The following is a 13461-nucleotide window of genomic DNA, read 5'->3' as shown; positions in this document are numbered from 1 at the left end:
AAAGAGAAATGATTACCTTTATGGCGGAATGATGGAAAATGCCTTAAAAAAATTAAACATTGCTGCACTTAATGAGATGCAGGAGTCTTCAGTAAAAGCAGCTAAGACTGGTAAAGATGTTATATTAATTGCGCCAACGGGTTCAGGGAAAACGTTGGCCTTTTTATTGCCATTACTTTCCAACTTAAAAGCCGGAGTAAAAGGAGTGCAGGCCTTGGTTTTAGTTCCTTCGAGAGAACTTGCCTTACAGATAGAGCAGGTTTTTAAACAAATGGGGACTTCATTTAAAGTAAACTGCTGTTATGGTGGTCATGCCGTACGGATAGAAAAGAATAATCTAGCACATCCACCTGCCGTCCTGATCGGAACGCCTGGTAGGATAGCTTATCATTTAGAGCATCAAAACTTTGACGAATCTTTTATCGAAACCTTAGTTTTAGACGAATTTGATAAAGCGCTGGAATTTGGTTTTGAGCAAGATATGTCTTACATTATTGGTTCGCTGCTTTCGTTAAAACAGCGTATACTTACTTCTGCTACCAAAATGGAAGAAATCCCTGCTTTTGTAAAGTTAAATGTGCCTGTTGAAGTCGATTTTTCAAAAAATATAGAGGCAAAACCAGATCTAAAACTCAAAAAAATAACTGCACCTGCAGCCGATAAGCTGGATTACCTTTTCAGATTATTGAGTAAAATAGGTAGTAAAAATACACTGGTTTTCTGTAACCACAGGGAAACGGTAGATCGGATAAGTGATTTACTTTTCGAAAACGGGTTAGGGCACGATGTTTTTCACGGTGGGATGGAGCAGTTCGATCGCGAAAAGGCATTGCTTAAATTTAGAAATGGCAGCCATCGGATTTTAATTACAACAGATCTGGCTGCCCGTGGTCTGGATATTCCTGAGGTGGAACATATTGTGCATTATCAATTGCCCTACACCGAAGATGCCTATATCCATCGAAATGGTAGAACGGCAAGGATGCATGCAAAAGGAACAGCCTATGCTATTTTAACTACAGAAGAGCACTATAAATATTTACCAGATGATATTGAGGAAGAAGTTTTATCTGAACGATATAAATTACCAGAAGCCAGCGATTGGGTAACTTTATATATTGCGCATGGTAAGAAGGATAAAATTAATAAAATTGATATTGTAGGTTTATTTTTGCAGAAAGGTGGCTTAACAAAAGAAGACCTTGGTCTGATCGAAGTTAAAGATACTACCAGTTATGTGGCGGTTAAAAGAAGTAAGGTAGAAAAATTATTGAAAGCATTAAGCGGCGAAAAAATAAAAGGAAAAAAACTTAAATTAGAAGTAGCGAGTTAGTTCATTGGTTCATTGGTTCATTGGTAAAATGGGAACTAAAGTTCCAGATTTATTTTTGTAGTCATTCAATAATTTTTTTATTCAATCGTTTATTTAATAGCTCAATATACTCATCCGTTAATTCTCTGATCACGCTATAATCCGCTAACTCAATCACTCACTAATTCAGACATTCTCTAAATTCAATCATTCAAACATTAAAAATGAGCAACAACGATATATTAAAAAAACTAAGAGTAGCCCTGTCATTAAAAACAGAAGATATTATAACCATTTGCGACCTCGTTGGATTTAAGGTAACGAAGGCAGAACTAGGCGATATTTTCAGAAATGAAGACCATGAGAATTTTAAGCCTTGTGGTGATCAGATTCTGCGTAATTTTTTAAATGGTCTTGTGATTTATAAAAGAGGTCCGAGGGATGAGAAAAAGCAATAATTTATGCTTTTTATTATTTTTTATACTGATCACACTTTCCTTTAACGCTCTCGCTCAGTCTCAGTTTAAAATAAGTGGTAGTGTAATCGATTCTTTGAAGAAGCCTATTGAGGGCGTAAGCATCCGATTGATTACCGATAAAGATACGCTCCGCTCAAATTCTGATGCGAAAGGAAACTTTGCATTCGCAAAAGTAACCCGAAATAAATTCTACCTTACCATTACTGCCTTGGGCTACAAGCCGTTTACTTCTATCTACGAAGTTGAATCTTCGAAAAAAAACTCCGTTTTAGAACCCATTATGCTCAAGATGGAAACGATCCGTCTCGAAGATGTAGAGGTTAAAGTAAAGGTCGACCCCATTAAGATCAAAAAAGATACGATTGAGTATAATGCCGCCGCCTATACCGTGAGAGAAAATGATAAAGTAGAAGATCTGTTAAAACAACTGCAAGGCATTGAGGTTGACGAAAAAGGTGCTGTTACCGCAATGGGCAAAAAAATGACCAAGTTGCGGGTAAATGGCGAAGATTTTTTTACCAGTAACGTAGAAGATTACATCAGGCAGTTGCCTGCCAATATTATTGCTAAACTACAGGTAATTGATGATTATGGTGATGAAGCCAATTTTACAGGTATAAAAGTGGGTACACCACAAAAAATGTTAAACCTGGTCACTAAGCCTGGTATGGACAAAGGCGTTTTTGGCGGAGTGAATATGAGCTCAGCTACTAATAATGCACATAATTTAGGTGGTAACGGTAGTATATGGAAAAAAACGAAGCAAATTGGTTTTGGTGGCCGTTATGGTATTACCAATAATGAGTTTACCAAAATGAACAATGGAGGTTTAAATGGTAATATCAGAGACAAGATTTCGAAAGAATTTAGCTTTAATGGCGGCTATCATTTTAGTAATGGCATTAATAAATCTATTCAGAGTAATTATCTCGAAACTTTTAACCCGCAGGGAACAATATTTGATTTAAGAGAAAGTGCCAATAATTCCAAATCGCTAAACAATAATATCAATCTTGGCCTAAATGGAGCCACAAAGAAGAATTACTTTAATATTTCGCTTAGTGGGGCTTTGGCCAATACCCGCAACGATGCATTTTCTACTTCTAATAAAACTGGGTTTATCAAACAGGATCTGATGTCTAATTCAGGTTCAAGGAACAGTAATCCTAATGTTAATGGAAGTATTAATTGGTCTAGGCGATTAGCTAATAATAAGCGATCGTTATCTATGGGATTTAATTTTGGCACAAGCGAAGGAAATTCAAACAGTACAATTAATGATATTATCCGGTACTACAATGAAACCACCAATGTACTGGTTAAAGATTCTTTACTGAACAGGTTGGTTGATAATAATACCTCGAACTCCAATTTTGGGGGTAATTTCCAATTTTCCAATTCATTAAAAAAGCCAAACGACAGCACAGGATATAGTTTTATCAACCTGTCTTACCGTTTTTCAGTTAGCAGGAGCCGGAACTTGCAAACTACAAGGGTTACCAATCCATTGGGGAACAGCTTTGTTGTCGACTCGCTGGGGCAGGATTATGTTTCTAATTTTATCAATCAGAATTTCGGTATTGGTTTTAATACGAATGCAAAGCGGGTCAGTTATAATTTTGGCCTCAATTTTTCGCCCAGTATCATTATTGGTAAATACCAGAACACAGGGCAAGAGCTAAAAAACTATCAGTTAAACTTTTCGCCGTCTGCCAATTTAAGCTATCAGATTAAAGATAATGGGAATTTGAGTTTTGGTTATAATGGTTACACCAGTTCCCCCGATTTTAATAAGTTACAACCTGTTAGAAACAATAACGATGTACAGAATCTGATTATCGGTAATCCAGATCTGAAAGCAACTTCGAGCCATACTGCCGATTTTAGCTATAATCAATTTGACCTCAAATCAGGATTGAGTATTATGGCCGGTTTATCGGGAACTTTTGCTTTTAATAGTGTAGTAAGCAATACGGTTTTCCTTCGCGACACACTTAATAGCCTGAAGCAGCAAACTACCTACGAGAATGTTAATGGTATATATAATGTCGGGGGAAATTACTCGCTCAATAAACGGTTAATGACCAATAAACTGTCGCTCTCCATTAATGGAAATATTGCCTATAGCCGCAATGTTTTTTATACCGAAAATGTATTAAACCGGAGTAGTGGAATTAACGTTTCGAATGCTTTTAGGTTTAACCTGAATGAGAAAAAATATTCTTTTAATACCAGCGTATCATACAGCTTTAGTTCAAATACTTATTCTGTAATGAACCAGAATATTAAGAATATCCAGGTTTTGGCTTTAAATGGCAGTGCCAGCTGGATTCCAAGTAAACGTTTTAGGGTAAATGCATCAGCCTCTAAAAGTTTAAATTTTGGCTATAATCTATATGCCGGCAACCCATTATTGGTGAACATGGGCTTGAATACCTCCTTCTTAAAGGATAATAAACTCCTTTTTACTATCCAGGCGAACGATCTGTTTAATCAAGGTGCACTTTTTAGCACCAGTATTAGCAACAATTCCATATCCGAAAACAGGACACGCTTTATCAGCCGCTTTGTGCAGGCAACACTGGGTTATAACCTGAGCCAGTTCGGGAATAAAAAAGGCAGATCGAATGTAAATTTAAGTGGAGTAGAATTTAATTAGTCGGAAATTAATTAGTTTAGCACTTTGTTCAAGTCGAATGCCTCATGAAAAGTAAAATCCTAATCCTTTTTTTATTGGTCTTTGCAAGTAGTTCATTTGCACAGTTGAAGACAGATTCGTTAAGTACTAAACCTGAAAAAGAGAATTTTGCTGATGACTGGGCTGCGCTAAGCAAGTACCAGAAAGAAAATGAACTTTTACCACCACCAACCAGAAAAGAAAAAAGAGTTGTTTTTTTAGGGAGTTCGATATTCGAATTCTGGAAGCAAAAAGATCCGGACTATTTTAAGGATAAACCTTATCTGGATAGGGGGATAAGCGGACAGATTTCACCACAACTGCTCATCCGTTTCAGGCAGGATGTAATTAACCTTAAACCAAAGGTAGTAGTCATTTTAGCGGGGAGTAATGATATAGCCGGCAATACAGGCCATGTTACTAACGACAAGATTATGGATAACATTAAATCGATGGCAGAACTGGCGAGGTTGCATCACATTAAAGTGATACTCTGTAAATACCTGCCTGTTTACGAATATCCATGGAATAAGCGCATTAAAGCGGCCGATAGCATTGTGAGCTTAAATGAAAAAATTGTGGCCTACGCCAAAGAAAAAAAATATACCATTTTAGATTATTGGACACCGTTGGTAGATGAACGAAAGGGGCAGCGTGCCGAATTAACGGTTGATGGTGTTCATCCCAACCTTGCAGGTTATAAAATAATGGAAGGCGTAACAGAGGTTGCGATCCAAAAGGCCTTGAAAAACCGTCATTAAATCGATACTGGCCCTTCGGCTCCATACCATTGGCAGAATCCATCAGTATAGCCGTCATTCTCGCGTAGGCGGGAATCTTAAAGCGCTACGGGATGAAGCGCAGTCCCCGAACGTTCGGGAGAGAGATCTATAAACAAATATACACTCAAAGATTTCTCGACTTCGTTGCACCCGATAGCTATCGGGTCCGCTCGAAATGACGATAAGTACATTCAGTATTATTTTATTAAACTTTCAATAATATTTGAAAATTTAATAATGTTTATTTAACTTTACATTGTGAAAGGGGGAATGAAATATATAATAGCTAACAATAGGGGGTAAAAACCTGTTTTTTTTGCTTTGTTTCTTTCAATTTTTCCTGAAAGTTAAATAATTTAAAGCTGTTGGTTATGGATTACAATATACTCGGCTATGGCATCTTTATTACGGTTATCATATTCATTATAGCAGTGGTTGGCAAAATCTGCTACCGGAACGGAAATATCTTTGTGGCCGAACTCATTCCTGATCATTTGGATCTCTGTCAGCAGATTAATAAATCATTGCTGGTTTCTTACTATTTGGTGAATATCGGCTACTGTGCCATGACATTGGTTGGGTGGGAGACCATCATTTCTCCTCAACAATTAATCGAGGTAATGGCTATAAAAGTAGCCACCATTGTATGCATCCTCTCTGTTCTTCATTATTTAAATATCTATTTGCTCACCAATACCATTCATAAATTAATAAAATAACAATCTAAAATTTTCAATTATGGAAACGACAAAAATTTTAATCGGCTATGCAGTTTATTTACCAGTTGCATTTTTTTTGACTTTTTATGTTTCAAAAACGCTGTTCAAAAACAGTAAGGTATATATGTTGGATATTTTTAAAGGAAGAGAAGAGATTGCCAATGCGACGAACAAACTTTTCGAAACAGGTTTTTACCTGTTGAATATTGGCTTTGCACTGCTCATTATGAAGATTACTATAGGGGCAAATGATTACCGCAATTTAATTGAGGCGCTGGGTTCTAAGATTGGTGGCTTTGCCATTTATCTTGGTATTATGCTCTTTGTCAACCTGTATTTCTTTTTTAGAGGGAAACGCAAAGCGAAGGAAAATCAAAGACCTGTTCCTTTTCAACCAGCATAAATTAAAAGAAAAGTTTGTCATCCTGTCCAAAGGACTCCTGCGTAGTGCCTGTCGAAGAACCTGTATACGTTAGCTTTTTCCAGCTCCCAGATTTATTTTAAAATATTATAATTGCGCTTCTCAAAACAAAAAAGTCCCGATTCTCATCGGGACTTTGTATTAATTCAGTTTTTTATATCTGATGCGTTTTGGGGTAACATCACCCAAGCGTTTCTTGCGGTTTTCTTCATAATCTGAATAGTTACCTTCGAAGAAATAAACTTCAGAGTTACCTTCGAAAGCAAGGATGTGCGTACAGATTCTATCTAAGAACCACCTGTCGTGACTGATCACTACGGCACAACCGCCAAAGTTTTCTAGGGCTTCTTCCAGTGCACGTAAAGTGTTTACGTCGATATCGTTGGTTGGCTCATCCAGTAGCAATACATTGGCTCCTTTTTTCAAGGTAATGGCCAAGTGTACACGGTTACGCTCACCACCTGAAAGGATACCTACTTTTTTCTGCTGATCGCCACCATTAAAGTTGAACTTCGAAACATAAGCACGTCCGTTAACGGCTTTATTACCCAGTTGGATATTGTCCAATCCATCGGTAATGTTTTCATAAACAGTTTTATCGGCATCTAAATCGTTGTGCATCTGATCTACATAACCCAACTCAACAGTTTCACCAACTCGGAAAGTACCGGCATCTGCTTCTTCCTGTCCGGTAATTAAACGGAACAAAGTGGTTTTACCTGCACCGTTTGGACCAATAATACCCACAATACCTGCCGGAGGAAGAGAGAAGTTTAAATTATCGAACAATACCTTATCTCCATAAGCTTTGGTTACATTCGTTGCTTCAATTACTACATTACCCAAACGTGGACCTGCAGGAATAAAAAGTTCCAATTTATCTTCTCTTTCTCTGCCATCTTCTGAAGCTAATTTATCGTAGTTGGCTAAACGTGCTTTAGATTTTGCGTGACGCGCTTTTGGTGCCATACGTACCCATTCTAACTCACGTTCTAAAGTTTTCTGGCGTTTACTTTCTGTTTTCTCTTCCTGCGATAAACGTTTTGCTTTTTGATCTAACCAGCTGCTGTAATTTCCTTTCCATGGAATACCTTCGCCACGGTCTAACTCTAAAATCCATCCGGCTACGTTATCTAAGAAATACCTATCGTGGGTAACTGCAATAACAGTTCCTTCGTAATTTTGTAAGAATTGCTCTAACCAATCTATACTTTCGGCATCCAAGTGGTTGGTTGGCTCATCCAATAATAATACATCAGGGTGTTGAAGCAATAAACGGCACATGGCCACGCGACGGCGCTCACCGCCTGATAATACACCGATTTTAGTATCAGGATCAGGACAACGTAAAGCATCCATTGCTCTTTCTAGTTTCGAATCGATTTCCCAGGCACCTAAAGCATCAATTTTATCCTGAAGTTCGCCTTGTCTGGCCATCAGTTTATCCATGGCATCAGGATCTGAGTAGTTTTCTTCTAATCCGAAAGCTTCGTTTACTTCTTCGTACTCTTTTAAAATAGCAGTTACTTCGGCAACGCCTTCTTCAACCACCTCGCGAACGGTTTTTTCAGGATCCAAGATCGGCTCCTGCGCCAGATAACCTACTGAATAACCTGGTGAGAAAACCACCTCGCCCTGGTATGATTTATCTAAACCGGCAATAATTTTTAAAAGTGATGATTTACCAGAACCGTTTAAACCGATAACCCCGATTTTGGCTCCGTAAAAGAAAGAAAGGTAAATATTTTTTAAAACCTGTTTTTGTGGAGGGTAAATTTTGTTTACACCTGCCATTGAAAAGATTATTTTTTCGTCAGACATTATAATGTATTGTTTTTAAAGTAGTTTAATGCTAAGATTCATATTAAAGGAAGGTGAACAGTTTTTCTTACGGACTGATTTTACCCAACCAAGTAATGGCAACGCCAAAATTGCTTACAAAGATAAGAACAACAAGGCCATTACAAAGTGCTTTATGATTATACTTAATAAACTTTTAACCACAGATGCAGATATCGACAAGGAATGATTTTCTGCATCATGCTAACTAATAAACCAATGTCTAACGAACAAATGAACCTTTTTAGCCACGGAAACTCAGATTAACACAGAATGTTTCTGCATCATGCTAAATATTAAGCCAATGTCTAATGCACAAATGAACTTTTGAGCCAACGGAAGTACAGATTAACACAGAATGTTTTTCTACATCATGCTAACTAATGAACCAATGACAAATAAACCAATACCCCCAATTCTAATCTCCTTTTAATGTAATTATCATAATTGATTCATAAAATATATCGTGCTGTGTAACACAATACAAAAGTTTTACATTTAAGCAGCGGATAAATTCTTAGTAGATACCGTAAACGTTAGTTAAAACAAAAGCCTTTCAGGATTGAAAGGCTTTTGTTTTTTAATGATATGAAATTTGCTTTGTTCTAAGGATTTTGAGATAAATTAGGATTTTTATCTCTTTCGGTTTGCGGGATAAAATAAATTACCCGCGCATCAGTTGGGTTAATGGTTTGATTAACAGAGCCATTAATGGTAGAGTGTGTGCCTGGGTAATCTCTTACTACCGGGCGGTTATTTCTAAATAGGTCGTAAGCCCGTTGACCTTCAAAAGCAAGCTCTAACCACCTTTCTTCCAATACTATATCTAAAATACTGTGCGTTGGCGTAACATCTGTCAAAGTATAAGTTGGAATTCCTGCACGGGTTCTAATTATATTCACATCATCTAAAGCCAATTGAGTATTGTTCAGTTTGGCATTGGCCTCCGCTCTGTTTAGGTACATTTCTGCCAAACGGAGGTAAACAGGAGAAGTTAAATTGGTAACCCCTTCTTGCAAGTTGTTTTTATTAACATAGTAAATTGGGGTAGCTGGAGTTAGTTTCGGATTTAACTGTTGAATACCATTAACGATATAAGGAGAAATAAAACTCTTACGCTTATCCTGAGGGTATTTATTAAGGAAATTATAATACTTTACCGAAGCATAAATCTCTCCCCATCCGCTTTCTCCCTGACCCAGTGCATTACCATTAGCATCACCACTATAGTATAACGAGCCAATAGCGGAATAATCGTAGTTCTCCGTTTTTGTATGTTTTATGGCAAAAATGCTTTCCTTGTTCGTTTCTGGTGCAACCCTAAAATAGTTTTGGTATTCAGCATTTTGAAGTAACTGATATTTGTTTGAACCAATTACCAGGTTGGCATATTCTAAGGCTTTAGCATTATTATCCATGTACAGATAAACCCTCGATAGGAGTGCATAAGCAGCCAATTTTGAAGCAAAACTATTGCCTTTGTTATCATCTGTTATAAACTGCGACGCTTTCAAAAGATCGGCAATTACAAAATCATAAACCTGAGCTACTGTACTTCTTTTGATGGTGTAAGCATCTGCATCGCTTACGGTTTCACTCAAAATTGGAACCCCGGGATTGGTTGTCGGGTTCTGTGCATACGGCCTTCCAAACATCCGGACTAAGTTAAAATGTAACATTGCCCTTAAAAACAGGTTTTCACCTTTAATCTGTAGTAATTCTGCAGATGAACCATCAGGAATAACTTTAATAACCTTATTTGCAGCTGAGACAATGTAATAGGCTTGCTGGAAAAATGCAGTTGCGTTGGCAGAATTTACTAAATGGGTATATTTATACAAATTGGTTACATCGCTCGATGAGCCTTGCCCCTGAGCTACTTCATCGGAAGGGAGTTCTGCAAGCCAATGGTAATTGTTTTCATATTCTAGAGATTTTAAGGTAGCATAATTACCCAAAGTGGCTGTTCGCATACCATCAATGGTAGTCAATAGATCATTGTCTTCTACTTTATCTGAAGGAAAAAATGTCTTACGACAAGCGGATGCGGTAAAAATAATACTGGCCGCGATAGCGATTTTTATGATATTATTATGGTATATTTTCATGATAATCTTATTAATAATTAGAATGTTAGGTTAACGCCAAAAACAAATCTTCTGCTGGTTGGGTATCTGAAAGACGATATACCGCCAGTTAAATCAACTTCAGGATCTACGCCCGAAAATTTGGTCGCCGTAAACAAGTTGTCGCCGCTGACATATAAACGGGCCGCATTTATCGAAGCTTTTTTTAACCAATTGGTTGGCAGATTGTATCCTACGGTTACGTTTCTCAATCTTAAATAACTTCCGTCCTCTAAGAAGCGTGTAGAGCTTTGGTGAGATTGAAGATTACCGCCAAATTTAGCCTGCGGATGGGTTGCATCAGTTTGGCCAGGGGTAGTCCATCTTACCGAACCTTTAGGTAATACCTGTTGATTATAGCTTTCGTACACCCCATCATTATCGAAATAGAAACGGCTATCGTTATACACCCAGTTGCCATATACAAAATTTAAGAAAGCCGAAAGGGTAAAGTTTTTATAAGCCAATGTGTTGGTTAATCCTCCACTAAATTTTGGTGCTGATGATTTACCAGTATATTGTCTGGTGGCTTGGTTGTAAGTACTGGTTACACCGGTAGGGTCGTCTAATTTTTCCCATAGTGGTTTACCATCTGCTGGATTTACACCTGCCCATTTTTGCATGTACCATTCATCCATATCATGGCCTAATGCTATTGGCTGTGTGCCACTATTTACTACCAAAAGGCCCTGGTTTAACTCCAGAACTTTGTTGCGGTTAAACGACATGTTAAAGCTGGTTTCCCAGTTAAAATCTTTCTGCTGGATATTTTTGGAGTTGATTGTAAACTCAATACCTCTGTTTCTTACTGCACCAACGTTTCTTCTAATGGTTCTATAGCCAACTGTTGCAGGAAGTGGAACAGCAAATAACAGATCAGAATTACGTTTATCATAGGTATCAATAGTAATGTCTATACGTTTAAATAAGCCAAAATCCAGTCCTAAATTGTACGCTCTCGATTTTTCCCAGGTCAAATCTGGATTAGCGATTTGTGTAGGGAAAGCACCCGTTTGGCCATTGTAAGAGGCTGAGGCATTTAAATTGTAAAGGCCAAGCGATTCGTATAAGCCATCGGGATTGTTGTCTGCCCTAAATGTCTGGTTTCCAGTAGTACCAAAGCTGGCCCGCAGTTTTAGAAAGGTAAGGGTGGTATTACTCTTTAAGAAATCTTCGTTAGATAAAATCCATGATGCCCCTGCCTGGTAAAAAGTTGCAGCAGGATTGTTTTTTCCAAATCGAGAAGAATATTCGTTAACCACCGAGGCTACTAAATAATATTTACTTTGGTAGCTGTAATCTGCCTGGGCTAAGTATTTTATATTCTGATACTGATCATATCTGCCAGTTGGTTTGTCGGTAATGTCAGTTGCCGTATTTATGGCATCTAATCCTGCAGGCAAGCCCTTGGCGGTAATTCCACTTGCGTCATATTTGTAACTTTCAACTTCTGCAACCCCTAAAACACTAAGGTTATGATTCCCCACATTTATATTATATTTAATCCTGTTCGAAGTTAATAATGTAGTAGAAAATGTATTGTCCAGAGATGCTGTTCCTAAGTTTGCAGTACCACTCTGGCTTCTTCTATCGTAATAATTGCTTGATCTGCCGCTGGCAATTGTAGCCCTGTTGTAACTAGAAAGTGTTAGGTTTTTAAGCAGATCATAATCCAGGTTTACATCGCCTGTTGTGGTATAACTTCTGGCTTTTGAATAGTTGTATTGTAAGCTCTGTAAAAAGTTAGAACGGTCTCTGCCTTTCCACGCAGGGATATTACGCGGATCGGTTGGGGTACCATCTGCATTGTGAGCAGGATCGAAAGGCATATTTAAATACGCCTGGTAAACAGCATCTTCTGGATTGTAATTATCATTGATTACAATTCCGCTTAACAAGGCTGTTAATTTCAATTTTTTAGTCAACTGTGAGGTAAGATTAGCCCTTAAACTATATTGTGTTTTATCGTTATTGATTAAAGTTCCTTCTTCTTTAAAATAGTTGCCTGAGATGTAAAATTGGGTTTTCTCACTCCCGCCAGATGCAGTTAGCGTGTGATTATTTACCATTGCTGTTCTAAAAGCCTCATTCCACCAATTGGTATTGGTATTTAGTACCGAAGCGGCTGGTGGGGTGGTAAAGAAAGATTTCTGATAATCGTAAAGTTGCTGGGCATCCATTAGCTTAAAATTACCAGTAGTAGCCTTTGCAATACCAATGGTAGAGTTTAGACTGAATCTGGTTTCTCCTGCTTTTCCTTTTTTGGTGGTTACAATAATAACACCATTGGCAGCTCTCGATCCGTATAAACCTGTAGCAGCTGCATCTCTCAATATTGTAATGTTATCAACATCTGCCGGGTTATAGGTGCCGCCAATATTGCCGTCAACCACAATTAGCGGTCCTGTACCGGCATTAATACTGCCTACACCACGTACCACCACATTCGATCCCGCTGTTGGATCTCCAGAGGCAGAACTCGCCACTACACCAGGTGCTTTACCTTGTAACAGGTTGCCGAGGTTTACCGACGTTACATCATTAAGCTGCGAGCCACTTACGGTAGTTACCGCACTCGAAATTTCTGATTTCTTCTTTGTAGTGTAACCCACAACGGTTACGGCGTCTAACTCAGTAGATTGATCCACTAAGGAAACATTTACAGAAGTATTTGTGCCCACCTTAATGGTTTGTGTGGTAAAACCTAAAGCTTTAAACTCCAGGGTACTCTCATTGTCAGCACTAATAGCATATTTTCCATTCGCATCTGTTTGTACGGCAGTTTTTGTGCCGAGCACGGTTACGGTAATTCCGGGAAGCGGAAGCTTTTTGCCGTCGGTTACCGTACCGGAAATAGTACGGTTTTGTGCCTTTACTACGAAAATACACGCAATAAAGGAAATCATTAAAAGAATTTTCTTCATGTTTTCTAGGTTAGATTAGTTATTGTTTTGTTATCTGTTGAGGAGCATTAATCAGATTAGGGAGGGCTAAAAGTTATTCTTAGGTTCATTAATAATATACTTTTTAGTTAAATGATTATTGCTAAACTATAACCATAAAAGCCAAGATCAAACTGCGAATGCAGCGCAAACGTTTGCTTTAA

General features: G+C 37.9%; 10 protein-coding genes. 7 read left to right on the top strand and 3 right to left on the bottom strand.

Annotation, left to right across the window (positions count from 1 at the left end; all coding sequences use genetic code 11):
• Window positions 1-28 precede the first annotated feature (28 nt).
• The 6 genes from ACN9MR_RS17040 (at window position 29) to ACN9MR_RS17015 (ending at window position 6372) form a co-directional block, all read left to right on the top strand.
• On the top strand, window positions 29-1333 hold the full coding sequence (locus ACN9MR_RS17040; protein WP_426325373.1) for a DEAD/DEAH box helicase: 1305 nt from the start codon (window positions 29-31) through the stop codon (window positions 1331-1333).
• Between the two features lie 203 nt (window positions 1334-1536).
• Window positions 1537-1770, top strand: a complete 234-nt coding sequence (locus ACN9MR_RS17035; protein ID WP_029274124.1) for a DUF1456 family protein — start codon at window positions 1537-1539, stop codon at window positions 1768-1770.
• Window positions 1754-4450 carry an outer membrane beta-barrel protein gene (locus ACN9MR_RS17030; RefSeq protein WP_426325370.1) on the top strand — a complete coding sequence of 899 codons (2697 nt, stop codon included), beginning with the start codon at window positions 1754-1756 and terminating at the stop codon, window positions 4448-4450. Before ACN9MR_RS17035 ends, ACN9MR_RS17030 begins: the two co-directional genes overlap by 17 nt.
• Window positions 4451-4494: 44 nt before the next feature.
• Window positions 4495-5229, top strand: coding sequence for a GDSL-type esterase/lipase family protein (locus ACN9MR_RS17025; protein WP_426325368.1), 735 nt, complete (start codon window positions 4495-4497; stop codon window positions 5227-5229).
• A 392-nt stretch (window positions 5230-5621) separates the two neighbouring features.
• Window positions 5622-5969 (top strand): hypothetical protein, encoded by a 348-nt coding sequence (locus ACN9MR_RS17020; RefSeq protein ID WP_426325366.1) that lies wholly within the window; start codon window positions 5622-5624, stop codon window positions 5967-5969.
• Window positions 5970-5988: 19 nt separating this feature from the next.
• Window positions 5989-6372 carry a hypothetical protein gene (locus ACN9MR_RS17015; protein WP_426325364.1) on the top strand — a complete coding sequence of 128 codons (384 nt, stop codon included), beginning with the start codon at window positions 5989-5991 and terminating at the stop codon, window positions 6370-6372.
• Between the two features lie 159 nt (window positions 6373-6531).
• On the opposite strand, the gene ettA is transcribed toward ACN9MR_RS17015, so the two are convergent.
• Entirely contained in the window at window positions 6532-8211 is a 1680-nt protein-coding gene (gene ettA / locus ACN9MR_RS17010) for an energy-dependent translational throttle protein EttA (protein WP_426325362.1), read from the bottom strand.
• 28 nt (window positions 8212-8239) lie between these two features.
• Between ettA and ACN9MR_RS17005 the strand changes: the two genes are divergently transcribed.
• Window positions 8240-8419, top strand: coding sequence for a hypothetical protein (locus tag ACN9MR_RS17005; protein ID WP_426325361.1), 180 nt, complete (start codon window positions 8240-8242; stop codon window positions 8417-8419).
• A 415-nt stretch (window positions 8420-8834) separates the two neighbouring features.
• Here the strand turns inward: ACN9MR_RS17005 and ACN9MR_RS17000 are convergent, their stop codons facing one another.
• Window positions 8835-10337 carry a RagB/SusD family nutrient uptake outer membrane protein gene (locus ACN9MR_RS17000; RefSeq protein ID WP_426325360.1) on the bottom strand — a complete coding sequence of 501 codons (1503 nt, stop codon included), beginning with the start codon at window positions 10335-10337 and terminating at the stop codon, window positions 8835-8837.
• A gap of 17 nt (window positions 10338-10354) precedes the next feature.
• Window positions 10355-13279: a SusC/RagA family TonB-linked outer membrane protein gene (locus tag ACN9MR_RS16995; RefSeq protein ID WP_426325359.1), complete on the bottom strand. Its 2925-nt coding sequence runs from the start codon at window positions 13277-13279 to the stop codon at window positions 10355-10357.
• Window positions 13280-13461: the final 182 nt, after the last annotated feature.

The organism is Pedobacter sp. R-06, assembly GCF_049913135.1.
Classification (GTDB): Bacteria; Bacteroidota; Bacteroidia; order Sphingobacteriales; family Sphingobacteriaceae; genus Pedobacter.
The sequence above is the reverse complement of the archived record's forward strand: the minus strand, read 5'-3'. Positions and strand labels throughout refer to the sequence as shown.

Coding starts and splice junctions, on each gene's coding strand:
- ACN9MR_RS17040 (WP_426325373.1), top strand. CDS start 29: ATGATGGAAAATGCCTTAAAAAAATTAAACATTGCTGCACTTAATGAG.
- ACN9MR_RS17035 (WP_029274124.1), top strand. CDS start 1,537: ATGAGCAACAACGATATATTAAAAAAACTAAGAGTAGCCCTGTCATTA.
- ACN9MR_RS17030 (WP_426325370.1), top strand. CDS start 1,754: ATGAGAAAAAGCAATAATTTATGCTTTTTATTATTTTTTATACTGATC.
- ACN9MR_RS17025 (WP_426325368.1), top strand. CDS start 4,495: ATGAAAAGTAAAATCCTAATCCTTTTTTTATTGGTCTTTGCAAGTAGT.
- ACN9MR_RS17020 (WP_426325366.1), top strand. CDS start 5,622: ATGGATTACAATATACTCGGCTATGGCATCTTTATTACGGTTATCATA.
- ACN9MR_RS17015 (WP_426325364.1), top strand. CDS start 5,989: ATGGAAACGACAAAAATTTTAATCGGCTATGCAGTTTATTTACCAGTT.
- ettA (WP_426325362.1), bottom strand. CDS start 8,211: ATGTCTGACGAAAAAATAATCTTTTCAATGGCAGGTGTAAACAAAATT.
- ACN9MR_RS17005 (WP_426325361.1), top strand. CDS start 8,240: ATGCTAAGATTCATATTAAAGGAAGGTGAACAGTTTTTCTTACGGACT.
- ACN9MR_RS17000 (WP_426325360.1), bottom strand. CDS start 10,337: ATGAAAATATACCATAATAATATCATAAAAATCGCTATCGCGGCCAGT.
- ACN9MR_RS16995 (WP_426325359.1), bottom strand. CDS start 13,279: ATGAAGAAAATTCTTTTAATGATTTCCTTTATTGCGTGTATTTTCGTA.